General features: G+C 54.2%; 13 protein-coding genes. 4 read left to right on the plus strand and 9 right to left on the minus strand.

Annotated features, from left to right (window positions below):
* Window positions 1-41 precede the first annotated feature (41 nt).
* Window positions 42-1,073: a sialidase family protein gene (locus SH661x_RS14100; RefSeq protein WP_437222529.1), complete on the minus strand. Its 1,032-nt coding sequence runs from the start codon at window positions 1,071-1,073 to the stop codon at window positions 42-44.
* 252 nt (window positions 1,074-1,325) lie between these two features.
* Between SH661x_RS14100 and SH661x_RS14105 the strand changes: the two genes are divergently transcribed.
* A complete protein-coding gene (locus SH661x_RS14105; RefSeq protein ID WP_437222532.1) occupies window positions 1,326-1,604 on the plus strand; it encodes a hypothetical protein in 279 nt (92 codons plus the stop codon).
* A gap of 3 nt (window positions 1,605-1,607) precedes the next feature.
* Here the strand turns inward: SH661x_RS14105 and SH661x_RS14110 are convergent, their stop codons facing one another.
* Window positions 1,608-2,645 carry an IS630 family transposase gene (locus SH661x_RS14110; RefSeq protein ID WP_437221960.1) on the minus strand — a complete coding sequence of 346 codons (1,038 nt, stop codon included), beginning with the start codon at window positions 2,643-2,645 and terminating at the stop codon, window positions 1,608-1,610.
* Between the two features lie 581 nt (window positions 2,646-3,226).
* Here SH661x_RS14110 and SH661x_RS14115 point away from each other — a divergent pair.
* Window positions 3,227-3,415 (plus strand): helix-turn-helix transcriptional regulator, encoded by a 189-nt coding sequence (locus tag SH661x_RS14115; RefSeq protein ID WP_437231204.1) that lies wholly within the window; start codon window positions 3,227-3,229, stop codon window positions 3,413-3,415.
* Here the strand turns inward: SH661x_RS14115 and SH661x_RS14120 are convergent.
* Entirely contained in the window at window positions 3,348-3,584 is a 237-nt protein-coding gene (locus SH661x_RS14120) for a hypothetical protein (RefSeq protein WP_437231245.1), read from the minus strand. The genes SH661x_RS14115 and SH661x_RS14120 overlap by 68 nt on opposite strands.
* Window positions 3,585-4,170: 586 nt before the next feature.
* Here SH661x_RS14120 and SH661x_RS14125 point away from each other — a divergent pair.
* Entirely contained in the window at window positions 4,171-5,211 is a 1,041-nt protein-coding gene (locus SH661x_RS14125; protein WP_437222534.1) for a DUF1559 family PulG-like putative transporter, read from the plus strand.
* A gap of 993 nt (window positions 5,212-6,204) precedes the next feature.
* Here SH661x_RS14125 and SH661x_RS14130 read toward each other — a convergent pair.
* Window positions 6,205-6,759, minus strand: a complete 555-nt coding sequence (locus tag SH661x_RS14130) for a transposase (protein ID WP_437222537.1) — start codon at window positions 6,757-6,759, stop codon at window positions 6,205-6,207.
* A gap of 14 nt (window positions 6,760-6,773) precedes the next feature.
* Between SH661x_RS14130 and SH661x_RS14135 the strand changes: the two genes are divergently transcribed.
* A complete protein-coding gene (locus tag SH661x_RS14135; protein ID WP_437222539.1) occupies window positions 6,774-7,841 on the plus strand; it encodes an IS110 family transposase in 1,068 nt (355 codons plus the stop codon).
* Between the two features lie 608 nt (window positions 7,842-8,449).
* Here SH661x_RS14135 and SH661x_RS14140 read toward each other — a convergent pair.
* The 5 genes from SH661x_RS14140 to SH661x_RS14160 all read right to left on the minus strand — a co-directional run bounded on the left by SH661x_RS14140 (window position 8,450) and on the right by SH661x_RS14160 (window position 16,718).
* Complete coding sequence (locus tag SH661x_RS14140; RefSeq protein ID WP_437222541.1) at window positions 8,450-9,886, minus strand: transposase; 1,437 nt, start codon at window positions 9,884-9,886, stop codon at window positions 8,450-8,452.
* 74 nt (window positions 9,887-9,960) lie between these two features.
* Entirely contained in the window at window positions 9,961-10,296 is a 336-nt protein-coding gene (locus SH661x_RS14145; protein WP_437222544.1) for a GYF domain-containing protein, read from the minus strand.
* A gap of 567 nt (window positions 10,297-10,863) precedes the next feature.
* Window positions 10,864-11,142: a hypothetical protein gene (locus SH661x_RS14150; protein ID WP_437222546.1), complete on the minus strand. Its 279-nt coding sequence runs from the start codon at window positions 11,140-11,142 to the stop codon at window positions 10,864-10,866.
* Between the two features lie 1,004 nt (window positions 11,143-12,146).
* Window positions 12,147-13,589: a DUF1501 domain-containing protein gene (locus SH661x_RS14155; protein WP_437222549.1), complete on the minus strand. Its 1,443-nt coding sequence runs from the start codon at window positions 13,587-13,589 to the stop codon at window positions 12,147-12,149.
* Window positions 13,590-13,592: 3 nt separating this feature from the next.
* Window positions 13,593-16,718 carry a PSD1 and planctomycete cytochrome C domain-containing protein gene (locus tag SH661x_RS14160; RefSeq protein WP_437222552.1) on the minus strand — a complete coding sequence of 1,042 codons (3,126 nt, stop codon included), beginning with the start codon at window positions 16,716-16,718 and terminating at the stop codon, window positions 13,593-13,595.
* Window positions 16,719-16,818 lie beyond the last annotated feature (100 nt).

Consider the following 16,818-nt stretch of genomic DNA (forward strand, 5'->3'; position numbering starts at 1 on the left):
TATTGGCGATATTGAGGACGGTCAATTGTTCCTGGCAGAAATCAATGCGTTTCGGGAAGTAACTTCGGGTCGATCACGACATGCTTGATCCGCTTTCGCTTCCAGGTGTAGGTCACATGAACAAGGTCGTCACTGGTCTGGATGATTGCCGGATAGCTGTATTCGCCTGGTTGGTCTTCCAGCGTCAGAACCGATTTCCAGTTCTCTCCATCTGAAGAAATGGCGAGTTCCAAGGGAGTGCGGCCCTGCTCTGTATTGTTAAACACCAGCAAATGCCGGCCATCACGGAGTGTCACTGCGTCCGTTCCCGAGTTGGGGTTCGGAAGTGAGAGTGCGGTCATCTCTCCCCAGGTTTTGCCGAGATCTTCCGAATGGATCTGAAAGAGGACTTTCTGTCGCGTTCTCCCCAGAGCCATCAATCTGTCTCCTCCCAGAAAGAGAATGCTGGGCTGGATTGCCGAAAAGGTGAGACCATCGTTCACGGGAGCGGTGACTTCCCATGTCTTCCCCCCGTCCGTGCTTCGTTCGAAGTGAACCTTCCAGCCGTCATGCTCGCTGCTGCTGCCGCTCAGTAGATCACCATTCGGAAGTTGAACCGGTTTATTCTTGACCGGGCCGAAGACACCATCAGGGAGCCTGACCGGGGGGCTCCAGGTGGCACCGTTATCGCGACTCCTCGACAACATCCCCCACCAGGAATCGGCGGTCGGCCCCACTTTATAGAACAACATCAGGTCGCCGGACCGAGGTTGAAACAGAACCGGATTCCAGCATGCGAATCGCGTCCCATCTGGCTGCACTCCCGTTAACACTTCACGGGGAGCTTCCCATTGCTCACCGAGCCGCCGGGAGACCCAGATTCCGACGTCGTTTGCCGATTCTTTTGTCCCGCCAAAGAACGCCGTTACGAGCGTGCCATCCGTTGTTGCTTCAATCGTGGAGGCATGCACACTCGGGCAGGGATCCGATTCGAAAACAAACTCGCTCTTCAGAACAGGAGAAGAGACGGATTCAGCACTCGCGACAGAAGCGATCGCAATTGCGGTCACCAGAATCGGTTTAAGAAAGTTCATTGTTGTCGCATTCAGATCGATGTTAATACAATTGCCGGGTTCCGGACTGATCCTGAAACTCGAATCTCAGCCTTCTCAACCCCGCCGTAATGTGATCGCCCCGGAAGGGAGAAGAGGGGCGTGAATGTCCCAATTGACAGCATTGGGTTGTGAACTCAGCGGCGTTCCCCGCTTCCGTGATTGCAGAAACTATAGGCATGCCTGTATACTTGTGTCTTTCTGAATAGTGTCGGAAACTATTTTGAACAACTCATGAAGAAGTCTGCTTCGCTGACGCATACCCGCAATCCGCTTCCCGCATCCGGGCCAATCGACATGTCGATTGCGGGGAATCAGATCGGAGCGCCTCTGTTTCATCGTGTGGCAGTGATCTATTCGCAACTCGCCTCGCGAATCACCTGGCATTCGCATGAGCAGTTTGAAATTCTGCTTCTGGCGGAAGGAGCAACCTCTTACGAATTCTCTGATGGACAGATCTCCGATCTTCCCGGTGGGCACTTCCTAAATAGGACCTCCACGTCCTCGGAGTGAGTTTTAAGCGGCTTTGGCGAAGGAGTGTCGCATGTCGAGGTAGTGATTATTATTCACCTCGAACCATTCGTACGCCTGGTCAATCAGTTCTTCCAAGGTCTGGCAGCGGTGGTTTCTCGTGATCGTCTCGTGCAGGTGCCACCAGACTCGTTCAATGGGATTCGACTGCGGAGCATACTTGGGAAGAAAATGGACTTCGATCCGGTGACTCCATTTCTGCAGATAGGCTTTCACCGCTTTCGAGTCATGAAATTTGGCGTTGTCACAGATGACATGGATCTTCCGGAAGCTCCTGAGTCGGAAACGCAGGTCGTCCAGATGGGCCAGGAACTGGACCGTGTTTCGTCGCCAGCAGGGACGACTCACCAGCAGTGTTCCCGTCCCCCAGATCAGCGAGCCTGCCACATGGCACTTCTGATTGTTCCCCGGCGTGACCACCTCGGCCTGCTGACCTTTCTTCATCCACATGCTGCCAATCTTGGGGTTCAAATTCAGGTCCACTTCATCCTGAAAGACGGCGACTTCGTTGTGGGAAAGATTCTTCAGAAGATGTTGGATTGCCTGAAATTTCTCAGCGTGCTGGGGATCAACCGGGCCGACCACTGGACGGGGGCGACGCCAGACCAAGCCCAGCCGATGCAGTCCCCGGCGGATCGTTTCTCCGCTCAATCGCAGGCCGGTTTCAAACGCCAGCAGGTGAGCGAGCGTTTCACAGGACCAGCGGGAGCGGAAATATCCAAAATCCCGGGGAGTGGACTGAGTGACCCACCGCAGGACCTGTGTCATCCAGACTGGAAAGGAACGCTGCGGAGACGGTTTTTGCAGAACAGCAGCGACTCCCCCTTGCGTGAACAATTTCAACGTGGTCGAAATCAGGTCGAAGCTGCAAAACAGCACGGTTTTGATCTGCTGCCAGGTCAGGCCTTGGGCCCGGAGCAGAACAATATGAGCCCGTCGAGAAGTGGAGAGATCGGCTCCAGAGCGATAGGCCTGCAAAAGCATCTTGCGTTCCTGAGCTGTGAGCTGGATACTGCCATCCATGGCTTGACTCCTCGAAAGGGAAGTGGTGGTACACCTCCCCAACGTAGACCAAGCCTGTTTTTGTTCCTACACCAATCGAAAACGACGCTCCGGAAACGATGTGGAGCTATTTAGTCATTCCACCCGGAGTTCGCCACCGAGGTCTGTTTGATGTCCGGACACCCGTTCGATTACTGGGTGTCATGTTGAATCCGAAGGCAAATTCGTCATTGCAACGGACACCATTTACGGCCAAAGAGTTGCGGTGGATTCATGATCAATGTGTTGAGGGGGGGCTGGCTGTCTGTCAAATGAACACCGAGTTGCGTCGACTCACGCGGGTTCTGTCACAACTGGTGATTTCCGATCGGACATCAGACCCGGTCTTCGAGTCCAGCGTCCGCTTGAATTTGTGCGCGACGATCATGGAAGCTGCAAAGCTGTTAACGGCAAGTCGCGCCCCCGAGGCCTCGCACGCCGTGGACCTTGTGACCCGATACATGCAGGCCAATCTCCGGGAGATGATTTCAATCGATGATGTTGCTGCCGTTGCCTCGTGCAGTCGCGTGCGACTTTTCAGAATTTTTAAGGAAGCGACTGGAATGCCCCCCAACGACTTCCTCCAGCGCCTTAGAATTAAGCAGGCTCAAACAGATCTTCTGGAAACAGATCTTTCAATCACGGAAATTGCGTTCAACAACGGTTTTTCAACCAGCCAGTATTTCAGCACAGTGTTCCGGAAATATACGGGAGACACTCCGGCCCGATTTCGGAAGCGGAGAGAGCCATGACACAACCGACAGCCAGTTGAAATCGCCTTTCCAGCTGACAGGTGGTGTCGATTGCGGGCGGTTGCGACTTCGAGAAGGCAAGGGATCGGGAGGCACCGGGGAAGCGGGAAGAGCCGGAGCAGTTGGAGATCTGGAAGCTCTCCCCGTTGCTGGAGGCGAATGCCGTCATAAAGACACTCGTGGGAAAGGACTCGGGCGAAGACTGGGAGGACTTCCTCAGATGAAGGATGCGGGAAGAAGGGCTTCTCGAGGCGGGGAGAGTCCCAGCGACGACGCCCTGCGGAAGCTCCATGTGACTACAAGGAGGAAGCAGGGGCATTGGTGGCACGTCGGGAAATGTGGCTTACATCCTGTCCATTCAAATTGAAACGAACTTCAAGGGACGGATAATGTGTCCCTTTCGCGAAACCGGCAGGATCGGTGAAAACGGAAGGAATCGCAATGACGCTTGTTCAAATTTGTATCAGGCATCATTTGGAAAGACTCCCGTGCACACATCGCAGTATATTGACGCGATGAAATCACATGGTTGATCGATTTCGGATCCTGAATTCCTCGATCGAATGCGGCTGCCGCGAAAGAGCGTTTGTGTAGACAAGCAGCTCGTGTGGCTCCAATGACTCAGGCACGTCCATTTGAAGATGTGTCTTGTATCGTCGGATTGTCAGCGATGATCGTTCGAGAGAACCATCCGTAGATTCCGTCCGCCTTTTCCTAGTTTTGTTCTCGTTTTTATGTCGAGCCCGGAGCTTTTCATGAATTGCTGTCAAGTGAAGTTAAAGAGAGGATTCACGCTGATCGAATTGCTGGTCGTCATTGCGATCATCGCGGTTCTGATCGCTCTGTTACTGCCTGCAGTGCAGCAGGCACGGGAAGCGGCCAGAAGAACGCAATGCAAGAATAACCTGAAGCAGATCGGGCTGGCCGTCCATAACTATCACGACACGACAAATGTATTCCCTGGAGGAACATTTGGGCCCGGCGATGTCGGGACAAACTGGCGCTTGGGCATTTTTCCTGGAATCGATCAGGCTGCACTTTTCAACCAATTGAACTTCACCGCGTCTGGGAGAAAATTTAGCGCCATTGGTGCTGATTCCACCACGAATGTCGCAACGTTGAAAGGACTTGTCATTAGTACTTATGTTTGTCCATCAAGCCCGCTCAATCCGAAGGCGAAGAACGACCTCCTCAGCGCCAATTCCCAGGACATTCAGATTCCAATGTACGTTGGCATTTCAGGAGCAGGAGTCGTCTCTGGGATAAATGTGCAGTTTCCTAGTGGCAACAATGTGGGATTTGCAAACAAGCAATACGGGGGAGTCATCACCAATAACGGCACGTTTCTCCACAACCAAACCGTCAGAATGCGCGATATTACGGACGGAACGTCGAATACAATCATCATCGCGGAACAGTCAGGCAGTGTCGGCGGCCAAGACAGAAGAAGCGGTCATTATGGTGGATATACGGGAACACCGATTCGCAAGTCAGTACCAGATTCGCTCCCAACCGGTTCCGACACAGAATATACAAATGCCCTTGGGGAAAGTAAGCCCAATTCCTGGAGCGTCGGAACTGCGAACGTCTATCACCGCATCAATTCTCAAACTGCCCCTCTTGCAGAAGGGACACAGCCTTATGGTCCAAGTGGTGTACTGAATTCGTATCACACGGGCGGCATACATGCCCTGCTGGGTGACGGCGCCGTGCGATTTATCAGCGATAATATCGATATGAACAATCTCCGTTGTCTGGCCGCTCGCAACGATGGTCAGGTTCTCGGCGAGTTTTAATTGTCCAATTAAAGCAACAGAAGTCTGCGACACGTACATCGAATCGATTGCAGCTTGCATCGTGAGCCGCTTGATGACACGGAAATGGAATTCATTGTCATCAAGTATCTCGCTGGACGAGCTGGAATTCGCGTTGAATGACCTGGACTATCCAGCACTTCCGGGGCCACTGTTCTCGATGCATCAGGATCAGAAGTCCCTTCGCCCTTCAGACTGCGGAAAATCTGGATCGTCCAGGTCAAATCGACATTGACACATTTTGTTTGGGTTTCGCGACTTCGGGTATGTCTTCACTCCAGAAATCGAATCCGATGAGTTGGCTCAGACGCGTCACTTCACACGCGTAGTCCGCTCTCCGCTTCTGCAACGAACGCACTGTCCACGGCGTGGGAGTTCGTCGTGTCGCGAGCGAGTGAACGGTTTCTGTTTACGTGCAATCGTTTTAGTGCATCGGGATTATTATGAGACGACATGGTTGTTTGATCGCCGCAATCTTATATTTACTGGTCGCGGTCGGCTGTTATCGCGGAGCCGGACATCGAGAGTCAGGGTCAGTCACCGGTGTTGTGAAGATTGGCGCAAATCCGTTGACTGAGGGGGCTGTCGGATTCTACGCACAGAAAACCGGGGATTCCGCAGCTGCTGAGGTCGGAGCTGATGGCACATTCTTTCTTGCGGAACTTCCAGTTGGAGAATACGCCGTTAAAGTCAGCCCCCCGCCTCCGCAGCCACCGAGAGAGGGGGTTTCCTCACCAACGAAAGAATCCAAGATCCCAGAGAAGTTTCGTCAAGCATCCACGTCTGGATTGACGATTGTCGTTCAACCGGGAGCCAACAAGCTGGATCTGAATCTGGAATAAGAATGTTCATTCCAGGTGATTCACATCACCAGAGATCCCTCGGTTCCGTAGCCGGCGTGCGTAAGTGAGTCAAAAAGGCCGTAAAACACTGTGATTGTAAGAGGTTATCTCAAAAACCGGTTCTTCCCACAATTTAATGGCTTGCTGATTCTGGGAGCAGCTTGAGTTTGCCGCAGAAGAACAGGATTCTTGTTCGGAAGTTGGCGAAGTTCCTGAATCCTCGGGCGGCGGATTTCAGGGACTGAATGATGTTGTTGAACCCTTCCGCTGCGGCATTGCTGATCCGGTGGCGAAACCAGTTCAGGATGTTGTCGATCCGCTTTTGGATCATCTTCGCCACACGCTTGATTGGCATGAGTCGGCAACGGATGGCCCAGCTGAACCAAGTCTGGAAGAACTCGTCCGCTTCCTCCGCACTCCGGCAGTCCCAGAACCAGCGGAACTGTTCCCGAATGGCCCACGCCCGGGCCGTCTTCAGCTGAGCACCTTTGATCTGGTCGAACTCCGCTCGCTTCTGCTCACTGAGGTTCTCCAGGTTGTAAAGCCACAACGAGTGTGTCCCCTTGAGCGTCTCGTCCTGCTCTTTTATCAGAGACTTGTGCTCGGCTCCCTTTGATATCGATGAAAGAGCAATTGCGATTGGGAGCGGAATTTCCCAGTGTGGAAGTTTCCCGACCCTTTTTCTCACCGGAGAACCTCGCCATGCTCTTTCTTGGAATCGATCAGCATGCCCGTCAGCTCACCGTTTCACTTCGCGACCAGAGTGGCGACGTGCTACTCGCTCGTCAGGTGTCCACGCAGCCCGAGAAGATTCTGGAGTTCGTTGACCAGCTGACGAGAAGGTGTGCTCAGAGCGAAGAACAGTTCATTGCTGTGGTCGAAGTCTGCGGCTTCAATGACTGGCTGATTCGCATGCTGCGGGACTACCGCTGCCACAAGGTGATCCTCATTCAGCCGGAAGAACGCAAACGCTGCAAGACGGACCGGCGTGATGCCGCAGCGTTGAGTGAGTTGCTCTGGGTGAACCGGGATCGCTTCCTGGAAGGCAAACCCGTTCGAGGCCTGCGACAGGTGACCATCTGCAGCACGACTCAGCAGGAGAACCGCAAGCTCAGCACGCTTCGCAAAGAAGCGGGTCAGACTCAGACGCAGCTGGTCAACAAGATCAAGCACATCCTCCGTCGGCACAACCTGCAATGGGAACTGCCGACGAAGACTTTTCCCACCGTGAAGGCCATTGCCTGGCTGCGAGAGATTTGTTTGCCAGAGATTGATCGACTGGAGATGAACTTCCTCCTGGCGGATCTGGCTCAGATTCAGGAGAGACTGCTGGAGCTGGAGAAGCGCATCGCCCAGCGGGGTCGTGACAACCCGAATGCCCAGCTGCTTAAGACCATGCCGGGGATCGGTGCGTTCACAGCGATCTCGCTGGCAGCTGGGATTGGTGACGTGCAGCGATTTCCACGTGCCAGAAGCCTGGCGAACTACTGGGGACTGACTCCCGGCTGTCGAAACAGCGGTGAGAGCAACCAGCGGCTGGGGAGAATCACCAAGGCCGGCAACAACACGGCCCGCTGGCTGCTGGCCCAGGTGACGTATCAGGTGCTCCGCAAGGATGGTCGGCTGCGGGAGCGGTACAAGAAGATCAAGAGACGACTAGGAAGAGGCGTGGCTCGAGTGGCCGTCATGCGGAAGCTGGCGACCGTGATCTGGCACATCCTCAGCAAACAGCAGAGTTATTTTGAGTGCCGAGCCATCGCCAGAGCCTGAAGTCGACAGCAGTTGATCCGCATCCATCACCCTGTTCACCAAGGAGACCCATCAAAAAGATTTCACCCGGTTGTTCGATCCAGGTGAGTTACATTGCCTGAGATCCCTCCCGATCAGTCCAGCTCGCACGGAACCGTGGATGTCGCTGTTGATGAGAACCGATTCAGCAGAATGACACGTCCCTTTGAATGGAGCAGACTCCTCGGAGAGGAATTCGCATCTCGGTAAATCCGCGTCTGCTCAAGGCAGCAGAGCGATCCATGAGACCATGGATCGTGCCTCGCGAAGGAATGTGTGGGGAGCAATCGCATCCGACAAGAACGATTGCAACCTCCCGTCGCAACGACAACCGGTGAGATGATCATGCAGAACAAAGCACACAGCACAGTCCACACACCATGAACCTCGAAACAAAGCCCAGAACTTTGCCGATCGCACTACACACCCACACCAGGAAAACCCTGTCCCGCTTGACAATCTCTTTCAGGAACGGTTCCGTAGGCCATCGCTCTTACAGGGATTTTGCTTCAGCTCTTCTTGGCGATAAGTTCTTTCTAGAATGCCACTTCAGACGACCGTGAATACAAGCCAACAGGCTCACTCGGTTTCTAACAGTCCGTTGAAGTTGGCATGATTTGGAGTTTCCGGGGTGTACGTGGTCGCTGTGGGGTCAATTGCCAGTTGATGTCTCGGAACGCCATCGGATGAGCTGTCCTTGCCTGGAGCGATCGCAGGCGGTTTCTCAGGGCGGCCCAGAGCAGCGTGCAGGTTCCCCAGAGTGCCACCAGGGCCCTCAGTCCCCCTTGCAGATGCCTGGGTTTGCCGATGCCGAACGCTTTGAGCATGAGGAGGCCCAGGTTCCTGGCTGCAGCCACGATCAGGTAACGCTTGTTGATCTTCTCAATTCCTCGCAGCCACGTTCGTCTCGCTCCGCCGGTTTCGCACACATTGGCGAAGCTGCGTTCCACCTTCTCGCTGCGTTGACGCTGCAGGTCCTTTCCCTTGGATCGACTCATGCGTTGGCGGTTGTTGAGCACTGCCTGTTGCACTTCCACTGGTTTGTCCGTCCACGTCCGATTGTATTGTGAGTTCGGTTCCGGGATGTACGTTCGCAGTCCCAGCTGCGTGGCCTGCGTGATCGTCTCGTTCTTGTGATACCCCTTGTCGGCAGCAACCTCTTCAATCTCTTCCGGACTCCCAGCGAGAATCACGTTCTGCTGGGCATTCACCACGCTTTCGATGAGCGTGCCGGCATCACTGTTCGTCCCATGACACACCGTGGCGGAGAGGATGAACTCGTTCTCCAGGTCGACCACATGCTCAGCCTTATAGCCCAGATGAGTGCGGCCATCTTTCATCTTCACGATCCGGGAATCGGGGTCTGACGAGGATTCCCAGTCGGCATTGGAGACCTTCTTCTTCCCTTGCTGATGACGGGTTTTGTCGAACTTACGCAGGTCTTCGTCGCTGGGATCATCGTCTTCTTCGATCAGCCCTTCCTCCTGCATCAGGCGTTTGAGGAATTCCTTCCAGTCTTCGCCAGAGTCCTTACGGACGATTGTCTTCATGGCGGCATTCGCCTCCAGCAGCGTGGAGTCCACACCGGTTGATTTCAGCTTGAGAAGTCCATGCTCATCGATGATGCTGAGCACCTGCTGGAACACCTGCTGGTGAATCTCCAGCGGGAGTCGATCACGAATGCGTGTCAGGCTGCTGTGGTCCGGGGTCTCTTTCCCCAGCGGAATGCCCAGGAACCGTCGCAGCGAGAGAGAATCTTCGCACCGCCAGGCGATGCCTCTTTGGGAGTCGATCCCTTCAAAGTACCCGACCAACAGCATGCGGAAGTACACGCCCGGGGGAATCGACATGCGACCCGTGCTGGCATAATACGGGGAGCAGAGGTCCTCGAGAACCTTGTCGAATCCCGCCTTGGCCAGCACCTGATTGAGCTTGTCATAGAAGACATGCCCCGGCCCTTTGGAGAGATTCGCTGTCGGAGTCCAGAACTCCTGCTGCTGCGACTCCTCCCGCTTCCCCAACGCCATCGGTCACCCTCCCTGAATGCCTGAAATCCGAACCACCGGAAATCTACCAGACCTGTCAAGCGAAGAAAGGAAATTCAACGGGCTGCTAGAATCGCTCCTGCGGATTTCAGCCTGTCTGCCAACTGAATCCCTTGAAAGCGGCTTTTTCCATTTCCCTCGCTGGCAGCATGAAAGCGTCGTTGCTGTAACAACCGCGCGGCTGCCTTCATGGTAGATTTCTCGGTCGGCTTAGACAGGGCGCTTGCGAACATTTCTTTGACTGCCTCAGCGCTCAGCCAGGCGGAACTACCGACTGGCCGCAATTCGTCCCGATTGTCAATGCGGTGGTGCTGAATCAAATCATCCAGGTCTTCTGTGGAAATCGGTCCACGAAGTTCGCCACGATGTTTCCAATACCACTCCTTTGCCATGGTCAGTCCTTCTCAATGTTTGACAGATTCTGTTCGCTGGCCGATGTGGATTGAGCGATCTGAACGGGTACGTCGGGTGCAGTCACAGAAACTTAGTTACGCCAGCCCAGAGAACGCAGAAACCTCGCCTCGGAAAGATAATCTAGGGCCAGGAAAACCAAGCCAGAACACTTGCTATCGGTCCACTTTGAAAGTTCAGTCGCTGCAATCCTCGATCTAGCAGTTCGCTGGGGGCGATCCCTTCTGTCGTTGTCAGGCGGCGATTCTGATGGATGAAGTTAGTGATGAGCGTGCCGCTGGGAAGCTGAGGTTTCCACAAAGGTGTTCCTGCAGATCCATGTGCAATTCTAGCTGGGCGACAGCGATCAATTGACCCCCAGTGTCCCCGCTGGCGCTGAAACGGAGGATGGTCGTACGCTGATGCAATGAAATGTCACCATCCGTGAAATCATCAAACTGCATAGTGACGAGACATGGAGCTAGAGAAATATAACGACGAATGCGAATTCCAGTCTCTTTGCGCAGCCAGAAGTCTCTCAATGGTTGGCGTTTGGTATTTACGGTTCTTCAAACCTGCAGAAGCTGACATGGATGTCCCTCAAGCGGTTTTAAATCCAGCGACAGTTCGTATTCCAGCTCGATGTTCTTGTAAAACGAAATTGCCATTCCATACCGACAAGCTTCGGCTTCGAGTAGGTAAGAAAACAACGGCTGTTCGAAACAGTCAGCAGATTCTCCGACCGGGCAGATAACGACCGCGATGGGCTTTTCAGCTGTTGTCAACCACCGGCGATGTCGCTCCTCGGTAGGGTCGCAAAAGAACCGGTAAGGCTGGGCCACTGCCATGGGGGTTGGAATTTCAAACTGATCCGCCAATGCCGCTTGAAATTCATCCGCTGTCGTATTTTCGAAACGCGACAAGCCAATCGTGATTTCGTACAGAGCATCTGACGGAACCGAATCCCTTCCAGGAGGAACTGATCGCCTTGTCGAAGACGCGGATGATTTTCGAAGTCGATCGAGTACTGGAAGTCGCAAAGTCATTCGAAGGACTTAGACGGATGATACTCCATTTTCTGAACGAATCCTCAATGACTTGCGCGTGCCGGTCCCATTCTGGCCGGATTTTCTGAACTTCGAGAGAGGGTTCAGCAACTACCACAGCTGAAAGGGCAACTTCATCCATGACGCGACCAGCGCTCATCAGTAGGCAGAGAATCAATGGACAACGAGTCATGAAACGGAATAGTCCAGAGCTGAGAATCGAACGTCCAGAATGGATCCAGTCGACCACTCGGGAAGACTTTGAACAAAGCAGATGAGCACATAAATGATCAACTCTTTGCTTGGTGCATTGGTGCCTCCACCCTGACTGGAAATTGGGGTTGGATTTTCATGCGGTTTGAAGAGTTCCAGGACCTCGAATTTGGCTCACATCACAGAGAGAATCGGAAAGAGAATTTCCTCTATGGCCACGGTGAATCTCTTAAAATCCGAAACGTTCAGAATCGGAGACGGTCGATTGGTTAAAGTCATTAGAGGTGGTTTCAAAACCTCATTTGAGCTGTATTCGGGAGGGCGACACTCCTGCGGAGCCGCGTGAAAGTCACGCTTCACTTTGTTTGCGGCTCGGCAGGAGCCTCGCCCTCCCAGTTTTGAAACCGCCTCTAGAAATAGCCATGAAACTGGACGTGAGTCAGCACGGAATAACTAAAGTAATCCAGCGACGGTATAGGTCACCTGTGACGCTGGTTTCCGATGAGTGTCAGTGGTAGAAGAACTCCATCCGCTGGGATCGCAGGGGTTCGGACCAGGTGAGAAAATTCGAAGTTGGTCTTTCTGTTCTGCCGCTACATTAAAATCGATTGGATCACTTTTCCGCCCACGTCAGTCAGGCGGAAGTCGCGGCCTTGGAAGCGGTAAGTCAGCTTCTGATGGTCAATTCCCATTAAGTGCAGCAGTGTAGCGTGAACATCATTCACGCCGACCTTGTTCTCTGTAGCGTAGTAACCGAATTCATCCGTCGCGCCGTAACTGATTCCTGGCCGAATGCCACCACCAGCGAACCACATTGTGAATCCGGCAATATGATGATCGCGACCGTTCCCTTGCGCCATCGGTGTGCGGCCGAATTCACTGCCGAAGACGATCAGCGTGTCATCCAGCATGCCTCGCTGTTTCAAATCAGTGATCAGCGCTGCAGCCCCGCGGTCCACTTCTGCAGCGGTGCCGGCGGAATGTGCTTTCACGCTGCCGTGATGGTCCCAGTCACGGTGATACAACTGGATGAAGCGGACACCCCGTTCGGCCAGCCGACGGGCGAGGAGACAATTGGAACCGAATGAACCATCCCCCCCTTGCGTTCCATAGAGTTCGAGAATGTGCTTGGGCTCCTGGCTGATATTCATCAGATCCGGGACACTGGTCTGCATCCGGAATGCCATTTCATACTGGCTGATTCTCGTCGCGATTTCTGGATCATGCAGAGCCTCGTTTTCAATCGCATTCAGCTTCTGAACTGCCTTCACCACGTCCCGCTGTCGGTCGAGATCCACCCCTTTGGGATTGCTGACGTATAAGACCGGGTCACCCGTGCTGCGAAATTCGACCCCCTGGAACCGGCTGGCCAAAAAACCGGAATGCCATTGCCGTGCTGCGATCGGCTGCTTCTGACCGAATTTCCCGGTCGAGATCATTACGACGAACCCGGGCAGATCCTCGGTTTCGGCACCCAGCCCATAAGACAGCCAGGAACCGGCGCTTGGACGTCCGGGGATCATGCTCCCGGTGTTCATAAAGGTATGTGCCGGATCGTGATTGATGGCCTCCCCGTGCAAGGAACGGACAATGCAGATGTCATCAGCTACCATCTCCCCCAGCAGCGGAAAGATCGTGCTGATTTCCTGGCCGCTTCGACCATATCTCTTGAACTCATGCTGCGGTGCGAAACAGTTCAATTTTTGCCCTTGAAGCTGGGCAATCTGTTGACCCTTCGTAATGCTTTCGGGCATGGGCTTTCCATGCATGTCCTTGAGCGTCGGCTTATTGTCGAACGTTTCCAGGTGGGACATGCCTCCCGCCATATAGAGCCAGATCACGCGTTTCGCTCTGGGAGGGACATGCAAGGGATGAACCATCCCCGGCCAGCGATCGGAGCCGGTCGGGGCGGCCTTGATCGGAGATCCTGCCAACGGATTCAATAACGAGGCCAGTGCCACGGATCCAATGCCTCGCGCACCCCGTCCCAAGACTGCACGCCGTGTCAACAGTTGTTCTAGAGTGCGGGAGTTCATGGCTCAATTCCGTGTGATGGTGGCGTGCAGGTTCAAGATCGTGCGGGTCACACTCGTCCATGCAGCCAGCTCGGCCGGATCGAGATCCCCTGCCGGCAGACGATCTCCCACGGTCAGGAGATCATGAGCGGCATGCGAGTCAGCTTTAAACTGGTTTAGATGCTTTTCAAACATCTCTAGAAGCAGGGCGGCTTCTTCGGGTTTCGGCGTTCGAGAAAGGGCTCGCTGAAACGCGAAATCGAGTCGCTCATCTGAAGAAATGCCTTTCTGACGCATGATCAGCTCAGCAAAGGCGCGAGCGGCTTCCACGTAAGTTGGATCGTTGAGCAGCACCAGGGATTGCAAAGGAGTGTTTGAGCGCGGACGGTCTGCGGTGCATTCCTCGCGGCTGGGAGCATCGAACGCCAGCAGGCTGGGGTGCAGGTACTGCCGTTGCCAATGTGTGTAGAGCCCGCGACGATAAAGATTGGCTCCTTTGTCGTTCTGCCATTCTCGTTCGGGAAAGTTCAAATAGGCCCAGTAACGCGGCGGTTGATACGGTTTCGCGCTCGGGCCGCCGACTGTCTCGACAAGAAGTCCGCTGATCCAAAGGGCATTGTCCCGCACCATCTCTGCATCGAGTCGAAACCGTCCCTGTCGGGCCAGGAAGTGATTGAAGGGGTCCTTCTCCTGAAGCTCGGAGGAAACGTTGGAGGCTTGTCGGTAGGTCTTCGACATGACAATCTGTCTGATGGCGTGCTTCACATCCCAGCCGCTGTCGATCAATTCGGCAGCCAGCCAGTCGAGCAGCTGCGGATGTGTGGGCCACGCACCCTGAGCTCCCAGGTCGTCGAGCTTACGTGAAATCCCTGCCCCAAAAAACAACTTCCAGAGCCGATTCACTAATGTCCGAGCGGTCAGTGGGTTTTCTTTCGACACCAGCCATTCCGCCAGATCTTGCCGCGTGAACCGTTTCTCACTGACCGGCAGCTGAGGCAGAAATTCGGGGGTGCCGGGTTGCACGTCCTCGCCGGAATCATCCATCCAGTTACCACGTGGTAACACACGTATCACGCGAGGTTCAACGGAAACTGTTGCTAACATGGTGGGCAGGGATTCGTAGAACGCAACACGCTGTGTTTGAATTGAAGCCAACTGACTCCGTACCGGTTCCGTGAGTGGCGAAATGGAACGATAATATCCTGCCAATTCTTCCTTCTGATGGTCATCACGTAGGGCAGAGTCAATTCCTATAATTTTGCGAATGTTGTCCGGCAGCTTGTCTAACGACCACGGTGTCACGGGCCGCGCAGCCGATGTGACCGAAATGCGAAAATGTCCCAGCGAATGCTGCCCATGTTGGGAATGATGCGACAACTTGAGAGACAGCTTGTTCCCCTCCGCAATCTTGAGGTCTGGCTGTGTTTCCAGCACTGCCGATTGCGGCTTGCCAATTTCTGGCAGAATGGCCCAGCCCAAGTTGGCCCCCTGCCCATCTCCATCGATCACAGCGGCAATGGCCCATTTTGCGTAGGGATTGCCCTGGCCTGTCAATACCTGCTCGAAACTTGCTGAGGGGTTAGCCAGGAGAACCGGCTGTTCACTGCCATCAGCAGCCTGAATGCTTGCCACCACTTCGCTGAGCACAAAGTTGCCGTTTCCCGCACGTCCCGGTCCTTTGCTGGGAAGTGAATCATGTGGCAACACCTCGATGCGTAAGGCGGTGATGTTCTCCACGGGTTCCGCAAAGGCCAGCGTATATTCCTCTGATGCGGGATTGGCGCCGCTGGCCAGAATGGAAGAACCTTCCTGGACCGTCAGTACCGTTTCATTGACGGAACGAAGGCTTGTGGGTTCGAGGACTTTCCATTCAATGACTCGGGCAAGGTCCTGTTCCCACTGAGACTGGGCGTCGATCAATTGAGGGGTTGACGTTTCCAGTTTCTGTTTGAGCTTTGCGATTTCGTCATCAAATCGCGCCAGTTGGACATCTTGTTCCGGTGTCGTGATCACAGTTGTGGGACCAAATTTTCTTCCTGTATAAAGCCCCTGCTCCTGAATGTCTGCGAAAAATGCTTCGAGACGATAAAAATCACGCGTCGTGATGGGATCGAATTTGTGATCATGGCATTCGCAACAACCGGTCGTCAGTCCCAGCCAGGCGCCGCCGATATTCCGCACGCGCTCCGCAGCATATTTTGCAAGGTACTCTTTGGGTTGTGCGCCCCCCTCCTGAGTCATCATTCCCAGGCGATTATATCCGGCGGCAATTCTTTGGGAGAGCGTGGGCTGTGGGAGAAGATCGCCCGCCAGTTGTTCACGCGTGAATTCGTCGAATCGCTGATTTGTGTTGAATGACTCGATCACCCATTCACGAAAGGGAAACACGTCAACAGCTTGATCACCATGGTAGCCAACACTATCAGCATAGCGCACCAGATCCAGCCACCACATGGCCATCCGTTCGCCAAAGTGCGGTGATTCGAGAAGCTCATCGACGAGATTTTCATACGCGGCATCACTTCCATCGGCAGCCAGCTTTAAAACCTGCTCGGGTGTGGGAGGTAAGCCGATCAAGTCGAATGACAACCGCCGTGCCAGCGTCACGGAATCTGCCTGTGGAGATAGTTGCAAACCGTGGGTTTGCAGTTCTGCCAGAACAAACGCATCAATGGGATTCCGCAAGCCAAGCCCTGAATCTTCGACATCGGGAACAGAGGGTTTGTGGATGGGCAGAAACGACCAGTGCCCTTGATACTCAGCCCCCTCATTGATCCATCGCTTCAGCTTGTCGATCTGATCCGGCGATATTGACTTGTTGCTCTCCGGCGGCGGCATCTTCAGGTTGGGATCATTCGATGTGATCCTCGCGATCAGTTCGCTCTCTTCGCTTTTACCCGTGACAATGGCGAACTCACCAGAACTGGCAGCAACACTCGCCGCCTGGGCGATATCCAACCGCAAGTCCGCTTCGCGATGACTTCCATCGGGTCCGTGACACGCAAAACAATTCTCCGAAAGAATCGGGCGAATGTCGCGATTGTATTCGATGCGATCACCGGCGGAGAGATCCGCTCCCGCTGACGGAAATGCACCGACTCCCCATACGAGGAACATTCTCAGCAAGGGCCGGATTCGGTTGACGTTCATTGAAGTGGAATTTCGTGATCGCAATATTTGAAAAGCGCAGTGCTTGCAGCAGATATCCAACAAAGCATCCTCTGACGAATCAGTCAGTAATGCTCAGCGT

The organism is Planctomicrobium stercoris (assembly GCF_051465655.1).
Taxonomy (GTDB): Bacteria; Planctomycetota; Planctomycetia; order Planctomycetales; family Planctomycetaceae; genus Planctomicrobium.

Coding starts and splice junctions, on each gene's coding strand:
- SH661x_RS14100 (WP_437222529.1), bottom strand. CDS start 1,073: ATGAACTTTCTTAAACCGATTCTGGTGACCGCAATTGCGATCGCTTCT.
- SH661x_RS14105 (WP_437222532.1), top strand. CDS start 1,326: ATGAAGAAGTCTGCTTCGCTGACGCATACCCGCAATCCGCTTCCCGCA.
- SH661x_RS14110 (WP_437221960.1), bottom strand. CDS start 2,645: ATGGATGGCAGTATCCAGCTCACAGCTCAGGAACGCAAGATGCTTTTG.
- SH661x_RS14115 (WP_437231204.1), top strand. CDS start 3,227: ATGCCCCCCAACGACTTCCTCCAGCGCCTTAGAATTAAGCAGGCTCAA.
- SH661x_RS14120 (WP_437231245.1), bottom strand. CDS start 3,584: ATGACGGCATTCGCCTCCAGCAACGGGGAGAGCTTCCAGATCTCCAAC.
- SH661x_RS14125 (WP_437222534.1), top strand. CDS start 4,171: ATGAATTGCTGTCAAGTGAAGTTAAAGAGAGGATTCACGCTGATCGAA.
- SH661x_RS14135 (WP_437222539.1), top strand. CDS start 6,774: ATGCTCTTTCTTGGAATCGATCAGCATGCCCGTCAGCTCACCGTTTCA.
- SH661x_RS14140 (WP_437222541.1), bottom strand. CDS start 9,886: ATGGCGTTGGGGAAGCGGGAGGAGTCGCAGCAGCAGGAGTTCTGGACT.
- SH661x_RS14145 (WP_437222544.1), bottom strand. CDS start 10,296: ATGGCAAAGGAGTGGTATTGGAAACATCGTGGCGAACTTCGTGGACCG.
- SH661x_RS14150 (WP_437222546.1), bottom strand. CDS start 11,142: ATGGCAGTGGCCCAGCCTTACCGGTTCTTTTGCGACCCTACCGAGGAG.
- SH661x_RS14155 (WP_437222549.1), bottom strand. CDS start 13,589: ATGAACTCCCGCACTCTAGAACAACTGTTGACACGGCGTGCAGTCTTG.
- SH661x_RS14160 (WP_437222552.1), bottom strand. CDS start 16,718: ATGAACGTCAACCGAATCCGGCCCTTGCTGAGAATGTTCCTCGTATGG.